General features: G+C 67.6%; 16 protein-coding genes. 5 read left to right on the forward strand and 11 right to left on the reverse strand.

The genetic code is table 11. The features are described from left to right. Window positions 1–6: 6 nt before the first annotated feature. Window positions 7–720: a hypothetical protein gene (locus ABD687_RS16070; protein WP_310289680.1), complete on the reverse strand. Its 714-nt coding sequence runs from the start codon at window positions 718–720 to the stop codon at window positions 7–9. Then, window positions 720–878, reverse strand: a complete 159-nt coding sequence (locus ABD687_RS16075; RefSeq protein WP_264271147.1) for a ribbon-helix-helix domain-containing protein — start codon at window positions 876–878, stop codon at window positions 720–722. Before ABD687_RS16075 ends, ABD687_RS16070 begins: the two co-directional genes overlap by 1 nt. A gap of 81 nt (window positions 879–959) precedes the next feature. On the opposite strand from ABD687_RS16075, the gene ABD687_RS16080 reads away from it, so the two are divergent. After that, window positions 960–1532, forward strand: a complete 573-nt coding sequence (locus ABD687_RS16080; protein WP_302263053.1) for a YdeI/OmpD-associated family protein — start codon at window positions 960–962, stop codon at window positions 1530–1532. On the opposite strand, the gene ABD687_RS16085 is transcribed toward ABD687_RS16080, so the two are convergent. After that, entirely contained in the window at window positions 1529–2275 is a 747-nt protein-coding gene (locus ABD687_RS16085) for a glutamine amidotransferase (RefSeq protein WP_310289678.1), read from the reverse strand. The genes ABD687_RS16080 and ABD687_RS16085 overlap by 4 nt on opposite strands. A gap of 175 nt (window positions 2276–2450) precedes the next feature. Here ABD687_RS16085 and ABD687_RS16090 point away from each other — a divergent pair, with 175 nt between their 5' ends. Continuing rightward, the gene (locus tag ABD687_RS16090) at window positions 2451–3230 is read left to right on the forward strand and encodes an SDR family NAD(P)-dependent oxidoreductase (protein ID WP_310289676.1); all 780 of its coding nucleotides are present in this window, start codon (window positions 2451–2453) and stop codon (window positions 3228–3230) included. 21 nt (window positions 3231–3251) lie between these two features. On the opposite strand, the gene ABD687_RS16095 is transcribed toward ABD687_RS16090, so the two are convergent. Then, window positions 3252–4028, reverse strand: coding sequence for a DUF1684 domain-containing protein (locus ABD687_RS16095; RefSeq protein WP_310289674.1), 777 nt, complete (start codon window positions 4026–4028; stop codon window positions 3252–3254). Window positions 4029–4125: 97 nt separating this feature from the next. Between ABD687_RS16095 and ABD687_RS16100 the strand changes: the two genes are divergently transcribed. Beyond that, a complete protein-coding gene (locus ABD687_RS16100) occupies window positions 4126–4431 on the forward strand; it encodes a hypothetical protein (protein ID WP_310289672.1) in 306 nt (101 codons plus the stop codon). A gap of 22 nt (window positions 4432–4453) precedes the next feature. On the opposite strand, the gene ABD687_RS16105 is transcribed toward ABD687_RS16100, so the two are convergent. From ABD687_RS16105 to ABD687_RS16125, 5 genes are all read right to left on the reverse strand, one after another. Further along, a complete protein-coding gene (locus ABD687_RS16105) occupies window positions 4454–6406 on the reverse strand; it encodes a hypothetical protein (RefSeq protein WP_310289670.1) in 1953 nt (650 codons plus the stop codon). Window positions 6407–6581: 175 nt separating this feature from the next. Beyond that, window positions 6582–7655, reverse strand: coding sequence for a pseudouridine synthase (locus ABD687_RS16110; RefSeq protein WP_310293403.1), 1074 nt, complete (start codon window positions 7653–7655; stop codon window positions 6582–6584). 61 nt (window positions 7656–7716) lie between these two features. After that, a complete protein-coding gene (locus tag ABD687_RS16115; RefSeq protein WP_264271155.1) occupies window positions 7717–8550 on the reverse strand; it encodes a DNA-formamidopyrimidine glycosylase family protein in 834 nt (277 codons plus the stop codon). 115 nt (window positions 8551–8665) lie between these two features. Continuing rightward, window positions 8666–13561, reverse strand: a complete 4896-nt coding sequence (locus ABD687_RS16120; RefSeq protein WP_310289668.1) for an ATP-dependent helicase — start codon at window positions 13559–13561, stop codon at window positions 8666–8668. A 60-nt stretch (window positions 13562–13621) separates the two neighbouring features. Beyond that, the gene (locus ABD687_RS16125) at window positions 13622–14080 is read right to left on the reverse strand and encodes a 23S rRNA (pseudouridine(1915)-N(3))-methyltransferase RlmH (protein WP_264271157.1); all 459 of its coding nucleotides are present in this window, start codon (window positions 14078–14080) and stop codon (window positions 13622–13624) included. Between the two features lie 98 nt (window positions 14081–14178). Between ABD687_RS16125 and ABD687_RS16130 the strand changes: the two genes are divergently transcribed. Together ABD687_RS16130 and ABD687_RS16135 are read left to right on the forward strand one after the other, a co-directional pair. Continuing rightward, window positions 14179–14883 carry a phosphatase PAP2 family protein gene (locus ABD687_RS16130; RefSeq protein ID WP_310289666.1) on the forward strand — a complete coding sequence of 235 codons (705 nt, stop codon included), beginning with the start codon at window positions 14179–14181 and terminating at the stop codon, window positions 14881–14883. A gap of 91 nt (window positions 14884–14974) precedes the next feature. Beyond that, complete coding sequence (locus ABD687_RS16135) at window positions 14975–15748, forward strand: SDR family oxidoreductase (RefSeq protein WP_310289664.1); 774 nt, start codon at window positions 14975–14977, stop codon at window positions 15746–15748. 25 nt (window positions 15749–15773) lie between these two features. Here ABD687_RS16135 and ABD687_RS16140 read toward each other — a convergent pair whose 3' ends face one another. After that, window positions 15774–16670 (reverse strand): diacylglycerol kinase catalytic domain-containing protein, encoded by an 897-nt coding sequence (locus ABD687_RS16140; protein ID WP_310289662.1) that lies wholly within the window; start codon window positions 16668–16670, stop codon window positions 15774–15776. 8 nt (window positions 16671–16678) lie between these two features. Then, the gene (locus ABD687_RS16145; RefSeq protein ID WP_310289660.1) at window positions 16679–17698 is read right to left on the reverse strand and encodes an SPFH domain-containing protein; all 1020 of its coding nucleotides are present in this window, start codon (window positions 17696–17698) and stop codon (window positions 16679–16681) included. Window positions 17699–17710: the final 12 nt, after the last annotated feature.

Raw genomic sequence — 17710 nt, forward strand, 5'->3', positions numbered from 1 at the left:
TCCGGGCTATTCCCGCGGTGCCGGGCTTTGGGCATGGTGGTGGTGTTCGGCGACCCGCAGGTCCCCGCCATCCGGGTGCGCCACCAGCAGTGTCCGGTCGTGGGTCCCCGTGGCGAAGCGCGGTCGCAGTCCGGCGGCCTCCAACCGCGCGGCCAGGTGCCCGGCGTCGCCGTCGATGCCGAGTTCCAGGTCGACCCGGGTGGCTGCGGCGGGACGCAGGTCCACGTACCCGCCATGTTTGGCCCTGAAGTGCGCATCCAATGCTCCTGGCCCACCGGGGGACTGGATCGCGCCGATGTTTCGCAGCGTCTGCGCGGAGCCCGGCACGTCGGGAGTGTTCCATACAGCCAGCACGCCGAGCGAACCCGGCGTGGACTGGAGTCCCGATCCGGCGGTGACACCGGCGTTCACCGGGGTGGCCGTGAATTCCAGCCGGTCATCGGCGGTGATGTGCCCGATGGGTCCGGCGTCCGTGGTGCGCAGAAGCACCTCGGTGCCGTCGCTGCGGGTCCATTGCGCAAACTTGTCCAGGTCTCGCACCTCGAAACCCAGCTCGATGGCGAAGGAGGGCGCGGTACGGAGGAGAACGCGTCCGGAACCCGCGGCAAAGCACCGTTCCCCGGAAGTTCCGTGCGGCAATTCGGCAAGCCCAATGGCCAGCAACAGCTCGGCCCAGGCAGCGGCGTGCCCGGTGTTCACCACGGGCCGCACGCGCAACATCAGCGCCGCTCCAGGTACTCGGCGAGGGCCTTTTCCACGAAGGCGGAAAGGCTGCTGCCGTCATCGACGGCGGCGTGCTTCACGCGGCGCACCAGCGGCGCCGGGAGGTAGACATTGAATTGGATCTTGTCGCTGTGTTCGTCCCTGTTCGCTGCCATGCAACGGATGCTAGCAATATAGCCGCCGTTGCCACAAGGCCACCGCTGGTCGCCCCCGGTGGCCGGTGGAATGATGGGTCCATGGCGATCCCCCTGGAAGAACTGTTGGTGCCCGATGCCCCCGCGTGGCGCGCCTGGCTGCAGGAGCACCACGCCAGCCATCCGGGCGTGAACCTGGTGCTGCACAAGAAAGGCGGAACCACCACAAGCCTGACCTACGCGCAGGCGCTGGACGAGGCCCTGTGCTTCGGCTGGATCGACGGCCAGCGCAACGCGCGCGACGAGCACAGCTTCACCAACAGATTCACCCCGCGCACCGCGCGCAGCAAGTGGTCCGCCAGGAACGTGGAACACGTCCAGCGGCTGGAGGCCGTCGGCCTGATCCAGCCGGCGGGGGCCGCCGCGGTCCAGGCGGCCAAAGCCGACGGGAGGTGGGACGAAGCCTATGCGGGGCAGGCATCGGCGCAGCTTCCCGCCGATTTCCTCGAGGCGGTTTCCGGATTTCCGCGGGCGCAGGAAACGCTGGCAGCCCTCGGCGCCAGCGAGCGATTCGCCATCTACTACCGGTTGCACACCGTCAAGGGGGATGAGACCCGCCGGAGGAAGATCGCCGACTACGTGGCCCGGCTCGATGCCGGGCAAGGGATCTTCTAGCTTTCGGCCCCATAGCGACGCACGAAGTTGCGCAGGATCAGTGCCGGCCACTCCACGAGTGCGGCCATCGCCTCGTCGTGCAGCCGCTGGGCATCCTGCGGGGGGAAATAGCCCGCATCGCGGTAGATCATGATGCGCTGGGCCAGCCCGGCGGGGTCAAGCTCGGGATGGAACTGGGTGGCATAGAGATTGCTCTTGACCCTGAACATCTGCACGGGACAGGCAGCCGAATCGGCCAGCAACACCGCCGATTCCGGCAGCTCGGAGACGGCCTCCTTGTGCCCCACGAAGGCATCGAATTCCTCCGGCAGCCCGGCCAGCAGCGGATCGCGGCGTCCCTGGTCGGTGAGCCTGATGCGCGAGGTGCCCACCGGTTCGCCAAAGTGCGTATCGACTCTCCCTCCCTGGTGGGTGCCGAGGGTGCCAACGCCGTAGCAGGCGCCCAGGAACGGGAAGTCCTCGGCCACCAGCACATCGAGCAGTCGGGAAAGGTCCGCCTCGCAGCGCAGCTGCGTCGCTGATTTCGTTGACGGATGGTCCGAGGCATTGAAGGGGCTGCCGCCCAGGATGATGCCCGGACAGTCCTCTAATCCCAGCCCGTCAAGGGAGCCCAGTGGTTCGCGCTCCAAGCGGATGACGCGCAGCGCATCGGCATCGAGCCCGCTGGCATCCAAGACGCCGCGCACCTCGTCGGATGCGGCAAGGTCGTGTTCCCTCGTCGAAATCAAGATAAAGCGGCCCATGGCTGCAGTCTACGTGCCGCAATCGACTCGACGAGCCGGGGGCGCTCTTCTATCCCGGCGCTTCCCGGTCTAGTCTGAAGTGAGTTAATGGCCACTAACCCAGCTAGGTCGGCGCCGAGCGCTGGCCGGTAGCAGGGGACGGGTCCACAGCAGCGCAGACGAAGGGAACCGCACCATGCTCATCACCGACTCAATCGCCTTGGTCACCGGGGGAGCCTCCGGCCTCGGGGCCGCCACCGCACGGGTGCTCTACGACGCCGGTGCCCAGGTGGTGCTGGTTGACCTGCCCTCCGCGAAGGGCGAGGAGGCAGCGGCGGCACTGGGGCCGCGGGCGAGGTTTGTGGCCGCCGACGTCACCGACGAAGCGCAGGTCAAAGCCGCCATTGCCGCAGCCGCGGACATGGGAAACCTGCGCATCGTGGTCAACTGCGCCGGGGTTGCCACCCCCGGCAAGGTGCTGGGGCGCGAGGGCGTGCTGCCGCTGTCCACCTTCGAAAAGGTCATCGCCATCAACCTCACCGGCACCTTCAACGTGGTCCGGCTGGCGGCAGAGGCCATGGCTGCAACCGACCCGGTCATCGACCCGGCCACCGGAACCCCCGAGCGCGGGGTCATCGTCAACACCGCCTCTGTCGCCGCCTTCGACGGGCAGATCGGCCAGCCCGCCTACTCCGCCTCCAAGGGCGCCGTCGCCGCGATGACGCTGCCGCTGGCCCGCGAACTGGCCCGTCACTACATCCGGGTCATGACCATTGCCCCGGGCATCTTCGAGACCCCGATGATGTCCTCGCTCTCCGACGAAGCGCAGGCATCGCTCGGTGCCCAGGTGCCGCACCCGGCACGTCTGGGCAAGCCCGCCGAATACGCGGCCCTGGTGGAGCACATCGTGGCCAACCAGATGCTCAACGGCGAAACCATCCGCCTTGACGGGGCCATCCGCATGGGACCGAAGTAGCCGGACCGCGGAGCAAAACCCTCAGCGGGGCATGAGCTCCCCGGCGCGCACCGGAACCTCGAGCCGGTTCCCCGGCACCGGTGCCGGGCACACCGCATGGGGTGAGAATGCCATGGGGTAGTTCAAGGTGCGGTTGAAATCAATGGCGACTTCCCCGTTCGTGCCGGGGTCCTTGACCGTGACAAAGCGCCAGGAAGCCGTCTGCACCCCGTTCGTCTGGTCCCGGAACGCCAAGGTCAGCGAACCATCGGCGTTCCGGGAAGCAGCCAGGGACGCGCGGTGCCCGGCCAGCTCGAATCCGACCTCGCCGACCAGTTCTGCCCTGAGCCTGGTGTCGGAACGGAAACTGTCGATCGGCACCACCTTCGGGGCGTGGAATGCGGTGTAGCGCCCGGGGACGATGAAGGTCGGGTCGTGGTCGAAGACCGGGACGCCGGTGAAGGCCTTCAGCCGGGGATGGTGGCGCTCGCGGGTGCGGATCATGTACCTGCCCCCGCGCACGCCCAGTTCCACCAGGGTGTCACCGTGGCGGATGAAATGCATGGACTCGCCCTCGTGCAGGGACTTGGCCAACGTACCGTGAACCGGGTCGCCATCCGGGGTGGTCACGGAGTCCGACACCTCGAAGTCCGCGGTCGCCCCGGTGGCATCGGCGCTCCAGCTTCCCGGAACCAGGTCCAATAGGCAGGGATCCTCGGGCAGCCACTGGTAGCTGCTCAGTGAAAGCCACCCGAACGGGACCGCCAGGCCTTCGTCGCGCATGCGGCGCCACAGTGTGAAATTCGTGGGTGCACTCATGGAACCCAGTGTGCCACTTCAGCGCCCGGTCGCTCCGTCGCCTGAGGGGGGATCGCGATGTGGCCATGCCGAATCCACAAGCATTAGGCTTGTTTCCATGCCTTCCTATCGCGCCCAGCTGAACATCACGGGGCTTCGTCCCGGGCACGCGCCCGAAGCCGTCATGGGCACCGCCGTGGCATCGCTGGCCGACGGCCACCATGTGGATGCGAACCAGCTCGACGTGGTCGCCGGGGTACCGCGGATCACCGTGCGCTACACCGTGGAGGAAGACGGGAACCCGGATATGCGCGCCGTTGCATCGGCCGCTGCCATGCGCGCGGCGGTGGAAAGGGTGGCGGTGAGCGAAAAGCTCGTGGTGCTGCGCCGCACCCGTGGACGCTGGATGACGCTGCGGCGCTAGGCGTGCGGCAGGATCTCGCGTCCTAGGAAAAGTCAGTCGGCTTGCCGCGGGCGGCGCGGTGCTCGGCATGGTGGATCTGGTAGCGCCGGTTCTCGGTTGCCAACAGCACCACGAAACCGGCCATTCCCGCGAGGATGGCGATCCAGATGGAGTTGTTGGTTCCCAATACCCGTGGCACGAGCAGCCAGAACATGCCCCAGCCAAATCCGATGGCCATGATGATGCGACCGCGCTCGGTCATGGACAGGCTTGTGGCACCGTAGCCCAGGGCAGGCACCAACAGGGTTGCGATCCAGATGCCCGCTCCGCCGGCACCCCAGGACTGCAGCATGTTCATGAAGGCGGACGCCAACACGACCATGCTGAAACCGGTCATCAGGCTGACGGGTGCATCGGTGAACATCCGTTCGCGCGTGGTACGGGCGGTGTTCAGGTTCAGCTCGCGCACTGAGGTGTACAGGAACCAACAGCTTGCCGCGGCAAAACCGAAGGCGGGGAAAAGCCAGTCGTTCACGGCGCTGAGCATCCACAGCACATTGCCCACGCAGGCAAGCGCAAACCAATGGCCGACGGCGCGTTGGCGCATCGCGGAGCGCTGCGAGGGCGCCCACGAGTAGGCTGCACCCGCCACCGCCCAGAGAAGGACGACTGGCCAGATCAGGTGCGCACTGGGAGCCAGCGACAACAAGGAGTAATTGGAACCCAGGGATTCGACGGTGCCGGAGGACAACGTCTCCAGGCTGGCCAGGGACACAGCCGCCGCCGCCACGGTGGCAGCGCTGCCAAGGATTCGACGGCGCATGTCCGATGGTTCCTCGACGGGGTTGGGGCCGGTCTCCGGCAGGACGTAAGGTGCCTCGTAGACCGGTTCGGCCGTGGCCTGTTGCTGGTCTATTGCGGCCTTGGCGCTGGCAACCAGGGCCGCAAGATGCTCCGGATCCATGGGCGGGGCCGGAGTGGCTGCCACCGAGGTCCCGGAGTCGGAAACCACAATGTCTTCACCGGGAGCGGCGTGCTCCGCTGGATACCAGTCTGTGGCAGGACCTGGAACCAGGTTTCCGGCATGCAATTCCGGCTCGTCGTGCACCGGGGACTTGACGGCTTGCGCATCATCGGGCTGGAGGGGGTCCGAGGCATGGAACCTCGCCGCTTCGGCACCCCTGGCGCGGTCCTCGGACTGTGTCTGGGCGGCCAGCCGTGCCTCGTCGGCCTGCCGGGCGGCGGCATCGAGCTTGGCCTGGTGGGCAAGGCGCGCGGCGTCACGCTTGGCGGCTTCCGTCTTTGCCTCGGCCCGGGCGACCTCCACCAACCGTTCTTGTTCCTTGGTCTCTGCGGCCTTGGCCCGTTCGACGCGCAACCGGTGCCACCGCCTCTTGAAAGTGGCAGGGGCTGCGTAGATCTTGTCGCCCAGGCGTTCAAGATTTGGCGCGGGCACGGAATCCAGCCAATTGTTCAGTCCGCTGAAGCCGCCGGCGATCGTCTTGGCGGGAACAGCGGTTGCGTTCTTGTCCTTCGACGATTGCCCGTCTGTCAGGTGGCGCAACGGAGACTCGCCGAGTACCTGGTCCGTGGGCTTCTTGAGGACTTCATCCACGGTGTCGGGTTCGGGGACGGAGCGATGCGGCACGGGCCTGGAAATGCGTTTCGAGAGTTGTTCCTTGGCTTCTGCGGGTTTAACCGGGGCGGTCTCCCCGGCCTCACGGACCAGATCGGTGGGGCCGGGCGGCGTGGGTGCGATGTTGCTTTTGGCACCTGGCTTCGGCGTTTGGCCCGGGTTTGACGGACCTGCAGCCTTGGGCGGCTTCGTCGGCTTCGTCGGCTCGGTCTTGGCCGGATCTGCTTCGCCGGCTTCGGGGGTCTTGGCTTGTTCGGACTCCGTCGGTCCGGTCTTGGCCGGATGTCCCTTGTCGGAAGTCGAGCCCGGGTTCTGCGATTTGCTTGACGCGGCGGAGGTCTTGGTATCGGAATTGTTCATGTTCAGCTCCTTCATCGCCGCGATGCATTTGGCGCATCTGCTCATCGGATGGCTTCCAGCGTACCCAACAACCCGCAGGTGATGTCCACTTCCCACGCCCGGCCGCTCGACCGGCAAAGGTGAGCTACGCCATGGCCGTTGGCAGAGCCTCGGCGACCATCCCTTCCGGTCCTGCTCAGGTGGGAGATTCGGAGAGTTCCAGTTCCGAGGTGTAACGCACCTGTGTCCCGGAGAGAGGGTCAATGAACGAAATGCTGCGGGCCAGCAGCTGCAGCGGGCGCTTGTAGTCATCCGCGGCCAGGTCCAGCAGCGTCGGGTAGAACGGGTCGTTGAGGATTCCGAGTCCCAGGGCCGCCAGGTGCACGCGCAGCTGGTGGGTCTTGCCCGAGTGCGGGCTCAGCCTGAATTTGGCGACCCGGAGCCCGGCAAAATGCCCGTTCGAGGTCCCGGTGCCCATCAGCTCAATGAGGGACTCTGCGTTCGGTTCCCCCTTCTCTACCAACGAGCGCAACTGCCCCTTGATCTTGCTCATGCGGTTGCGATACACCAGCGGTTCGTGCGCCAGCGCGTCGAGGCGGTCGCGCAGTGCGGCGGCCGTGAGCAGGTCGTTTCCCGGTCCGGCCGTTCCGTCGACCGCGTTGCCGCTGCGTTCCTCGGCGCTTCCACCGAGCCCGCCTGTGCCCAGGACCTCGCCGGCCGGGCGCCCCGCGACCGGCTCAAGCGCCGAAACCGCCTCGTAGGTCTTGGAGATCTCGCGGCGTTCGAAGAGCGTCTGGTAGGCGCCGCGGGTCTCCGGGTTGGTGGAGAAGAGCAGGATTCCTGCCGTCGCCCGATCCAGCCGGTGCATGGGGATCAGCTCCGGGTTGCCCACGCGGTTGCGCAGCCGCACGAGGGCTGACTGCTGGATGAAGCGACCGCCGGGGGTGGTGGGCAGGAAGTGCGGCTTGTCGATGACCAGCAGGTTTTCGTCGTGGTGCAGGATCGTCTCGGTGAAGGGTATGGGTTCCTCGGCCGGCAGGTTTCGGTAGTACCAGATAAATTCGTGCGCGCCCAGCGGCGTGTGCTCATCCAGGGACTCCCCGTCAAGGCCCACGACCTCGCCCTGTTGGAAGCGACGTGCGATGCCTTGGGCGTCGACGTGCCCGAATCGATGCAGCATGTATTCGCACACCGTTGCCCACTGGCCCCCGGAAGGCACGCGCAGACGGGTTGCATTGACACCGTTGCGCACGGGAAGGGGAGAAGTCATGGCCATGCACACCAGTCTTCCACGTGTGCACGGCCTGCCCCGGTGCGACAGGGGGGCTCTGTCAGCGCGTACGGCCGCCGCTGGGCACGTAGGAGCCCTGGCAGGAGGCACAGAAGAACACATCTCGTTCGGCGCTGCGCGTGGATTCGGCCAGCGATTCCTTTTGCAAGGTGCCACCACAGCGAAGGCACGCCTGGCCGGCACGGCCATAGACCCAGTACGGGTTCATCCCGTCGGAGCCCGTGGTCACGCGCCGGGCGCGGTCCTTGTTGGCATGCAGCAGGCGGTGGGCAATGTCGACCATATGGCCCAGGTCCTCCACCTCGCCCGCCGGGGTGCGTGGGTGCACCCGGGTGATAAAGAGCAGCTCGGAACGATACACATTGCCCAGTCCGGAAATCAGACGCTGGTCGAGCAACGCCAATCCAATGGGTCGCTCCGGGTCGATGAGCAGTCTGCGCAGTGCTTCGTCCGGATCCCAGGAATGCCCCAGCGGGTCCGGGCCCAGGTGGCCAATGACTTCAACCTCGTCGGTGGTCCGCAACACGTGCAGGAACCCGAGCTCGAAGCCCACCGCGGTGAAGGCCTTGTTGCCCAGCACCGCGCGTGCCTTGAACGCCGGGGACCGCCAGCGTTCCCCGGTGGCATAGACGTCCCAGTGACCCTCCATGAGCAGGTGCGAGTGGATGCTCAGCGGAGGGGCGGATACCTTCACGGGCGGGCGGGTGCGGATGAGCAGATGCTTGCCGCGTGAAACGACCGACTCCACCATCCAATCCACCAACGACAAGGTTGCATGGGCGGGTACGCGAAAATCGCTCACGCTCAAGGCCCTGCCCCCCAGAGCGGCCTCCAATCGACGGGCCGTGCGAAAAACTGTATCCCCTTCGGGCATCGCTAAAACCACCAATCCTGCTAGTAAAGGATGCACTTGCCCTCAAGTATCAAGTGACCTAGACCACCCAGCCTAGCCGGTGTCGGTGAATCACGGGTGGAAACCGCGAAATTACCTAGGACCTAAAACGCAGTCCACTAGGACTCGAATAGAACCCGGCACGCAGCAGGGCCGTCCCGACGGGCGTTTCGAGAACAGGTTTCCCGTTGATTTTCTCGATTCCCAGCTTGGCGATGGCTGCACGTCGCAGCACAGCCACCAACTCGGTCGCTATGGCATCAAGCACCGCGGGATCCGCGGCGGCGGAATCCTGGTCCCCGGACAGGGCGCCGAAGCCCAGCACCGTCTTGCCTCCGCGCTCCACGTACAGGGCCAGCGCGCCGTCCAGCAGCACCACCAGCGCGCCGGCCTTGCGCCCGGGGCGGTGCCCGCCGGCGGCCTCCGGCCAGCCCAATGCCGCCCCGTACGGGTTGGCCGGGTCGGTGGCCGCCAGGGCCAGCGCCACCGGAGGCGCCCCGTGTCCGGGTTCGCGGACCAGCGCACGGAGCCTGTCGATGGTCGCGGAGGTGGAGAACTGGGCGGCGCCAAGCCGCTCCACGAAGTAGCCGCGGCGAGTGTGCCCGGCCTCCTCGAGCCGGCCCAGCACCCGGTAGAGCTGTCCGAATCCGCCGGGCACCGATTCGGCGGCGACCGAGCCGCGGGTCACCACCCCGTAGCGTTCGAGCAAGAACTCGGCGGCTGCGTGGGCGCGGATGGTGGTGTCTTTTTCCGGGGCGGGCAGGGCGCCCCAGCGGCCGGAAGCCGAATCGGGGAGCTGGCGGCGACCGGTCACATCGGCAGCTCCATCAGTGCGGGAAGATCGCAGCATCGCCATGCGCCCCAGCCGGGCTGTTCGCGCCCGCGGGGCCAGTGCCGGCACGCGGTGCGCGGCCTTGCCACCGGAGACCAGCTGGCGGATCGGCGCCAGGGTGTCGGGAGCGACGGCCGAGGCCCAGAAAAGTTCCCACAGGGCCTCGAGCACTTCCGCGGAGGACGGTTCGCTTCCCGACGCCGTGCCGGAACCGTCCGGGGGTGCGACGGCCAGCAACCGGGCCAGCTGCGGCACGAAGTAGGCGCCGGAGGAACCCAGCACCGAGAACAGCTCGGTGGCTAGCGGGCCCAGAGCCGAGGTGTCGGGCAACGGCAGGCTCAGCGGCGCGTTCTCGGCGGTGTGCAGGGCGATCCAGCCGTCGGTTCCGGCCAGCGCGCCGGCGCCGGAAACCAGCACCTCGCCGGCGCTCATGAGTTCGTCAAGCATTGCGGGCCGGTAGTCACGGACGCGGGCGGGCAGCACGTGTGATTCCAGGGCGGAGGCCGGAACCGGCACCCCGGCCAGCTGCTCGATGACCGCCAGCACCCCGTCGATGCCGCGCAGTCCCGCGCCGATGCCCTGCCAGCCCGGCAGGAACCTGGCGAAGGTCTCCTGGTCCACGGGCTCGACCTCCGCGCGCAGGGCGGCCAGCGAGCGGGTGCGGATCATCCGCAGCACCCCGGCATCGCAGTACTCGGTGGCGCTGCCGCCGGTCACCGGGGAGTCAAGGAGCATTTCGGCGGGCCGGAACGCCCCGACCATGACCCGGGAATCCGACACCAGCCGCTCCAGCACGGAAACCACCACCGCGACGCCCAGGCCCAGTGCGGCCGCGACGTCCCCGGCGGTGAAAGGCCCGTGGGTGCGGGCAAAGCGGGAGACCAGGTCGCCCACCGGGTCGGCCACGGGGTCGATGAACGCCAGCGGCACGCCATGCGGCAGCGGCACCCCGAGCCCGTCGCGCAGCCGCGGGGCATCCTCGATCGCGGCGAACACTTCCCTGCCGCCCAGACGCACCGCAAGGGCGCGGTTGGAGCGGACCAATTGCTCCAGGTATCCGGCGGCGGCTTCCACCGCGTCGGCAGCGGAAGCGGCTTCGTCCTCGTGCCGCAGCCGGTCCGCCACGGCCTGGGCGTCCAGCGGGCCGAGCAACCGCAACAGGTCCGCCGCTCCCTCGAGCCCGGCCAACTTGCGGTTTTCTGCCGTGCGCTGGAGCTCGCCCTGGGTGCGGGCGATGACCTTGGCGTCGAGCAGCTCGCGCAACTCGGTGCGGCCCAGCAACTCGCCCAGCAGCGCCGGGTCAAGGGACAGGGCCGCGGCGCGGCGCTCGGCCAGCGGCGAATCGCCCTCGTAGAGGAACTGGGCGACGTAGCCGAAGAGCAGCGACTGGGCGAAGGGAGAGGGTGTGCGGGTCTGCACCTCGCGCACCGCGATGCCGCGCGAACCCACCGCGGCAAGCAGGTTCTTCAGTGCGGGCAGATCGTAGACGTCATTGAGGCATTCGCGAACCGTTTCCAGGATGATCGGGAAATCCGGGTACTTCCGCGCCACGTCCAGCAGCTGGGCGCTGCGTTGGCGCTGCTGCCACAGCGGGGTGCGCTTGCCGGGGCTGGTACGCGGCAACAGCAAGGCGCGGGAGGCGCATTCGCGGAAGCGGGAGGCGAAAAGCGCCGAGTTGCCCACCTGCGCGGTGACCACGTCCTCGATTTCGTCGGACTCAAAGAAGAAGAGTTCGGCACCCGGCGGTTCGTCGTCCATCGCCGGGACGCGCAGCACGATCCCGTCGTCGGCTGCCATCGCGGAGCCGTCCAGCCCGTAGCGTTCGTGCAGCCGCGCCCCCACGGCCAGCGCCCAGGGAGAATGCACGGGCAGCCCGAAGGGCGAATGCAGGATGACCCGCCAGTCACCGAGCTCGTCCACGAACCGCTCGACCACCAGCGTCTTGTCGCTGGGGACCACCGTGGTGGCTTCCGCCTGGGCTCCCAGGTAGTTCAAGAGATTCCCGGCGGCAAAGGCATCGAGCCCGATGCCGGCCAGCTTCTCCCGCGAGGCTTCGGCGGGCAGGTTGACCAGTTCGGAGGTGAACTTGCCCAGCGCCTCGCCGAGTTCCACCGGCCGGCCCTGGGTGTCGCCCTTCCAGAACGGCAGTTTTCCCGGCTGTCCGAAGGCCGGGGAGACCAGCACCCGGTCGTGGGTGATGTCCTCGATCCGCCAGCTGGTGGCCCCCAGCGCGAACACGTCGGTGACGCGGGACTCGTAGACCATTTCCTCGTCGAGCTCGCCCACCCGGCGCCCGCCCTTGGCACCGTCCTTGCTGGAGGAATCCTCGGAACCGACAAGATACACGCCGAAAAGTCCGCGGTCCGGGATCGTGCCGCCGCTGACGACGGCCAGTCGCTGCGCGCCCGGCCGGCCCGTGAGCACCCCGGCGTCGCGGTCCCAGACGATGCGCGGTCGCAGTTGCGCGAACTCGTCCGAGGGATACTTGCCCGCCAGCATTTCCAGTGTCGCGGTGAACGCGGCGCGCGGCAGCGAGGCATAGGGCGCCGAACGGCGGACCGTCTCAAACCAGGCCTCCACACCCACGTCCTCCAGCGCGCACGCCGCCAGCGTCTGTTGCGCCAGCACGTCCAGCGGGTTGGCGGGAATGTGCAGCTTTTCGATCTTGCCCTCGCGCATGCGCGAGACGGTCAGTGCGGTGCTCAACAAATCCGACCGGTGCTTCGGGAAGAAGGTTCCTGTGGAAGTCTCGCCAACCTGGTGCCCGGCGCGGCCCACGCGCTGCAGGCCCGAGGCCACCGAAGGCGGCGACTCGACCTGGATCACCAGGTCAACCAGGCCCATGTCGATGCCCAGTTCCAGGGAACTGGTGGCCACCACGGCCCGCAGCACCCCGGTCTTAAGATCGTCCTCGATGTTCGCCCGGGTTTCCTTGGACACCGAGCCATGGTGCGCGCGGGCCAACGGTGCCACCGCCCCTCGCTCGCCCGCCGGGACACTGGTGGCGGTCGTTCCGGCCTGGGCCATCATGGCAGCCGGCATTCCGGTGCCCGGCTGGACCCGCGCCGCGGGCGTGCCTGCACCCGTCTCGGCTCCGGTGGAACCGATGCCGTTGGAGGCGAAGGTCGCTTCGGGGACGGCGTCCGTCCCCGCCGCCCGGGATTCGTGGATCTCGTTCAGCCGCCCGGTCAGCCGCTCGGCCAGCCTGCGCGAATTGGCAAAGACGATGGTGGAGCGGTTCGCCTCGATCAAATCGACGATCTGTTCCTCGACGTGCGGCCAGATGCTGGCCTGCGGGGCCAGCCCGGAACCGGGTCCCAGGTCGTGGGCGGCCGCGGCGGCGGGCAGGTCGGTCATGTCCTCGACAGGTACCCGCACGCTCAGTTCCCAGGTCTTGGTGATCGGCGGGGCGATGATGCTCACCGGGGCGGTGCCGCCCAGGAAGCGGGCCACCTCGTCGCGCGGTTCGACGGTGGCGGAGAGCCCGATGCGTTGGGCGGGGGCAGGGAGCAGGGCATCGAGGCGCTCCAGGGACAACGCAAGGTGGGCCCCGCGCTTGGTGCCGGCCACCGCGTGGACCTCATCGATGATCACGGTGTGCACGCCGGTGAGGGATTCGCGGGCCCTGGAGGTGAGCATCAGGTAGAGCGACTCGGGGGTGGTGATGAGGATGTCGGGCGGGTTGGTCACCAGCTTGCGGCGTTCGTTGGCCGGGGTGTCGCCGGAGCGCACGCCGACCGACACCTGGGGCACCGCGAGTCCCAGGTGCGCGGCGGTGGCCTTGATGCCCACCAGCGGAGCGCGCAGGTTGCGCTCCACATCCACGCCAAGTGCCTTCAACGGCGAAATGTAGAGCACCTTGGTGCCGCCGGATGTGGTCTCGGCCTTTTTGTCCTTGGACGCCCCCGATTCCAGTCCCGGAAGTGCGGGGGCCGTGATCTCCGTGGCGGTGCGGGCGAAGGAATCCAAGGCCCACAGGAACGCCGACAGGGTCTTGCCCGATCCCGTGGGGGCAACGACCAAGGCATGTCGGCCCGTGGAGATGGCGTCCCACGCTCCGATCTGGGCGGGCGTCGGCGCGGCGAAGGCTCCCTCGAACCAGGCCCGCGTCGCGGGGGTGAACCGCTCAAGGACGTGCGCCGCTTCAACATTCTTAGCCATCGACCCCAGCCTAAGCGCTCGCAGGGTCAATTAGGGGACGGATTACCGCAGGGGCCCCGGCTAGACGTGGTGGTACTTGCCGCCACCGGAGATTTCCTGGGCTCGGTAGAGCTGCTCGGTGAGGATCAGCCGCACCAGCTGGTGCGGGAAGACCAGTTTTGACAGGCTCCAGACGAAGTCGGCGCGGGAATGGACCGATTCGTCGACCCCGTAGGCGCCGCCGATCACCACGGTGATGTTCCGCGAAGTGTCGAAGGGTCGCTGCAGGGTCTTGGCCAGGGTCGGGGAATCGATGTTCTTGCCCCGCTCATCCAGCAGCACCAGGAAATCCCGGGAATCGACCTTCGCCAGGATTCGCTCGGATTCCTCGGCGCGGGCCGAATCCCCCTCGCGTGCCGAGTGGGGGAGCAGCTGCCACTTGAGGTCGAAGGGCTTCTTCATGCGTTTTTCGTAGCGTTCGATGCCCTCGGTCACCCAGGATTCATGTTTCTTGCCGATGGCCAGCACGCGAATTGTCATGCTTCCATCTTCCCGCATGCCGGTCCAAGCCTCCGGCACGCGGGGAGGAGGGCTGCCGCTTCGGGCCGTGCCAAGGCACGGACGTTAGGCTGGATTTCATGAATTCACCGCGCCGGACCGGGAAGAACCGCAGCCATGCCGGGTCGATCCTGGTTTTTTCCCTCGCCATTTTGCTGGGGCTTTTTGCCGTGGCACGCCGCATCTGGGTTTCGGCGCGCGCCGGCGGGGTTCCCAGTGTCTGGGACATCCCGGTCCTGGAATGGATGGTGTCGAACCGGAATGCGGCCACGACGGACGCGGCCTGGTTCTTCACCATCCTGGGGGACACCCCTGCCATGACCATTCTGGCGTTGTGCATTGCAGTTCTGTTCTCATGGCGCACCCGTGGCGTGTGGCCGGGAGTGCTCATCGCCGTGACGGCCGCGGGTTCCGTGGCATTGACGGTCGTGCTCAAGGCCACCCTGGGCCGGGCGCGGCCTTCACTGGACAGCGTTCTTGCCCCGCTCCCCGCGTCCTTTGCCTTCCCCAGCGGCCACGCACTGAATTCCATGGCGATCCTGGGGGTTGTCGGATACCTGTCGATCCTCATTTTTCGCACCCTCTGGGCGCGAGTCCTGGTCCTGTGCACCTTGGCGTGCTTTGTGCTTGGCGTGGGATGGAGCCGGATCTACTTGGGGCACCACTGGCTGACCGATGTCCTGGGTGGATTGCTCATCGGCGGCGCATGGGCTGCTGTCGTCATCCTCCTGCATCACTTCGTGCTGCTCAGGAACCGGCGCAGGGTCAGGTGGCTGCAGCTCTAGGTTCCAGTGACTTGCCCCTGCGGCACCCGATGGTTTTTGGGGCACGCTCTTCCCTCGAACCAACGCCGCCAACGGGCGTAGGCTGACATGCATGAGGGTGAGTGTTCTCGGCGGCAGCGGAAACATGGGCAAGCGGGTCGTCGGCCTGTTGCAGGAGGCCGGCCACGACGTGGTGGTTGCGAGCCGTTCATCGGGCGTTGACGCCTACACGGGATTTGGCTTGGCGGTGGCGCTGCGCGGTGCCGATACCGTGGTGGACTGCCTGAACATGACATCGGTCAACGCGCGAGCCTGCATAGATTTCCATGAAACCACGGCCAAGAACATCATTCGCTCCGCGGAGCAGGAAGGCGTCAAGCACCTGGTGTGCATCTCGATCATCAATGCCCGCAATCCGGAGGTCAACCGGCGCATGGGCTACTACCGGGGCAAGGCCGCGCAGGAGGCCCGCTACCAAAACGCCAAGATCCCCACGACCATTGTTCGTTCCACCCAGTGGTTCGAGCTGGCCGAGACCTTGCTGGACCAGATGAAAATCGGGCCTGTGGCGGTGGTGCCGCATATGCATTGCCAGCCGGTCGCGGCCGATGCGGTGGCGCAATTGGTTGTTTCCATGGCCGAGGCGGGGTCGGACGCTCCGGCTGGAGTTGAACTTGCAGGTCCCGAACCCCGCAACATGGCCCGGCTGGCGCGCCTTGTTGCCAGGAGCAACGCCGCCGCGAACCACCGTGGGCCGCATCCCCGCGTCATTGGCGTCCCGGTGCCGGGAATGAAGGCGTTGAACGGCGGGCTGCTCCCCGCCAACGCCGTCCGTACTGATCCAACGACCTTTGAGCAGTGGCTGGCCAACGGCCGCAGAGCCTAGGTTGCCCCTTCCAGTCACTCCGCACCTATGCGAGCCGGAGTGGCCGAACGCCGAGCTGGATGCTGACTTCCTGTCCCCACGAGGCGGTGAGGCGGTCCTGCTCCATGCCGTCGCCAAACACCACTAGTTGGTCCGACGCCACGGTGAGGCGCAGCGGTTCGTTTGCTTCAAGCACGCCTTCCGTCAGGGACGTCCCCGTGATGGGGGAGGGCCACGCTTCGCGGACAAACCAGGCCAGTCGGGGGTCCGTCGGGGCCGGCAGTGGCCGACCTCCGCGTTCGAGGGCTATGGAGGCGCACCATCCGGTGGCGCCCGTTCCGGTGGAGACGATGAGCCCGGACGAAGAGTGCCTTTCGGTCCGTCCGTCCGGAGTCGTGAGCTGGTAACGGGCAGACTGGTGGGAAGGGTGCCCGATGAAAATCTCGTTGAGCCCCGACAGTTCCTGACCGTCGTCGAGCCGCGCCGTCACCATGGCAAGTTCCCGGCAGCGCAGCGCAATCCTGTCCCCGTCAGGGGCGGCGTTCTGCAGCAGCCGTACGGCATCCGCGGTGGTGTGCCGGACCAGAACGCCCGGATTCATTCCCGGTTCCGGGTCGATCCCGATGACGGGCTGTCCGGTGAGGTACTTGGCCACATTGGCCACGAGTCCGTCCTGGCCCACGACGGCGATGACGTCCTCGGCGGTGAACAGAAACCTGCCCAGGTCTGCGCGTTCCACCTCGGCGCGGCGCCAGTCGGGCGGCGCCGCGGCGCGGATGGTTGCCAGCGCCGCGCCGAGCAACTCGTGGCGCGCCTGGACAGCGGCAAGGGTTCGGCCCCGGGTGCCAAGAAAGAATTCGGTCTGGCCGAGCGTGGCGTGCCGGTCCAGCAATTCCGCCAGCTCGGTGCGCCGATGGACGATGACGAGGCGAGGTGTTGCCATGGCCGGGACTACTTTCCGCCGGTGGCCGCGGCGCCCGGCTCCCGAATCAACCCGGCCAGTGCCCCGCTGAGCAGGTCCGGGGTGACGGTCAGGTTACCGATGTTCGGCAGCGAGCCGGCGGCCTCGCGGACCGCCAGAGCCAGCAGGGTGGCCTGGTCCATGCCCCGGTAGGCCTCCATGGCGGCGGCTTCCCGTGCTGCTTCCGCCTCGCCCACCAAACGGATCCGGTTGGCCTCGGCGGTGGCGCCGATGCCCCGGCGTTCGGCTTCCGCATTGGCCTGGATCAGGCCGGCGGCGGCCTGTTCCTCGGCTTCGCGCCTGGCGTTGGCACCCTCTTGGGCCACGAGGTGTTCGCGCCGGGAGGCCAGTTCGATCTGGCTGGCCATCTCGTTCTCCGAGATGGTCCGTTCGCGTTCGACCGCAACTGCCCGGCGTTCGTACACGGCACGGTCGGCCTCGGCCTGCAGTTGTTCGCGGACCGGTGTCTGAAGCGCCCGTTCGACCTCGGACTCCGGCCGGACGGCGAGGACCTGTACGCCGAGGATCTCGATACCGGTGGACACCAGCCGGGTATCGGCGCTCAGGGCCTCGGTGAGGAGGTTGCGAAGCTCGCTGACGCCGTGTTCCAGCGACTGGGCGAGCGTGGTGGTGGCGATGTGGTCGATCGCGTGGCTCTGGCAGAGCTGGCCGATGATGGTGGTCACCTGCTCCTTGCCGCCGGAGGTTGCCGGGCCCGCCTGCTGGAGGGCGAAGTCGAGCCGGCTGGCCACGGACACCGGGTCCACGAAGCGGTAGGTGACGTTGGCCTGGACGCTGACGTCCTGGTGGTCGCGGGTGATGGCGTGGAAGAGCGTGGGTAGTTCCTGGTCGTCGACGGGAACCTCGCTGAGTACGGATGACGCCGGCCGGAACCAAAACGCCTGGCCCACACCCTGGTGCCTGACGGCGCCCTTTTGCAGGTGGACAACGTAACCGGTGGGGCTGCCCAGGAAGTGGCTGATCCAGGGGTAGCGCTTGATGGTGGCCATGGCGGGGGTTCT

Source organism: Paeniglutamicibacter sulfureus, from assembly GCF_039535115.1.
Classification (GTDB): Bacteria; Actinomycetota; Actinomycetes; order Actinomycetales; family Micrococcaceae; genus Paeniglutamicibacter; species Paeniglutamicibacter sulfureus.

What these genes read in the sequence shown, in the direction of transcription:
- ABD687_RS16070 (WP_310289680.1), bottom strand. Translation starts at nt 720, where the DNA reads ATGTTGCGCGTGCGGCCCGTGGTGAACACCGGGCACGCCGCTGCCTGG.
- ABD687_RS16075 (WP_264271147.1), bottom strand. Translation starts at nt 878, where the DNA reads ATGGCAGCGAACAGGGACGAACACAGCGACAAGATCCAATTCAATGTC.
- ABD687_RS16080 (WP_302263053.1), top strand. Translation starts at nt 960, where the DNA reads ATGGCGATCCCCCTGGAAGAACTGTTGGTGCCCGATGCCCCCGCGTGG.
- ABD687_RS16085 (WP_310289678.1), bottom strand. Translation starts at nt 2,275, where the DNA reads ATGGGCCGCTTTATCTTGATTTCGACGAGGGAACACGACCTTGCCGCA.
- ABD687_RS16090 (WP_310289676.1), top strand. Translation starts at nt 2,451, where the DNA reads ATGCTCATCACCGACTCAATCGCCTTGGTCACCGGGGGAGCCTCCGGC.
- ABD687_RS16095 (WP_310289674.1), bottom strand. Translation starts at nt 4,028, where the DNA reads ATGAGTGCACCCACGAATTTCACACTGTGGCGCCGCATGCGCGACGAA.
- ABD687_RS16100 (WP_310289672.1), top strand. Translation starts at nt 4,126, where the DNA reads ATGCCTTCCTATCGCGCCCAGCTGAACATCACGGGGCTTCGTCCCGGG.
- ABD687_RS16105 (WP_310289670.1), bottom strand. Translation starts at nt 6,406, where the DNA reads ATGAACAATTCCGATACCAAGACCTCCGCCGCGTCAAGCAAATCGCAG.
- ABD687_RS16110 (WP_310293403.1), bottom strand. Translation starts at nt 7,655, where the DNA reads ATGACTTCTCCCCTTCCCGTGCGCAACGGTGTCAATGCAACCCGTCTG.
- ABD687_RS16115 (WP_264271155.1), bottom strand. Translation starts at nt 8,550, where the DNA reads ATGCCCGAAGGGGATACAGTTTTTCGCACGGCCCGTCGATTGGAGGCC.
- ABD687_RS16120 (WP_310289668.1), bottom strand. Translation starts at nt 13,561, where the DNA reads ATGGCTAAGAATGTTGAAGCGGCGCACGTCCTTGAGCGGTTCACCCCC.
- ABD687_RS16125 (WP_264271157.1), bottom strand. Translation starts at nt 14,080, where the DNA reads ATGACAATTCGCGTGCTGGCCATCGGCAAGAAACATGAATCCTGGGTG.
- ABD687_RS16130 (WP_310289666.1), top strand. Translation starts at nt 14,179, where the DNA reads ATGAATTCACCGCGCCGGACCGGGAAGAACCGCAGCCATGCCGGGTCG.
- ABD687_RS16135 (WP_310289664.1), top strand. Translation starts at nt 14,975, where the DNA reads ATGAGGGTGAGTGTTCTCGGCGGCAGCGGAAACATGGGCAAGCGGGTC.
- ABD687_RS16140 (WP_310289662.1), bottom strand. Translation starts at nt 16,670, where the DNA reads ATGGCAACACCTCGCCTCGTCATCGTCCATCGGCGCACCGAGCTGGCG.
- ABD687_RS16145 (WP_310289660.1), bottom strand. Translation starts at nt 17,698, where the DNA reads ATGGCCACCATCAAGCGCTACCCCTGGATCAGCCACTTCCTGGGCAGC.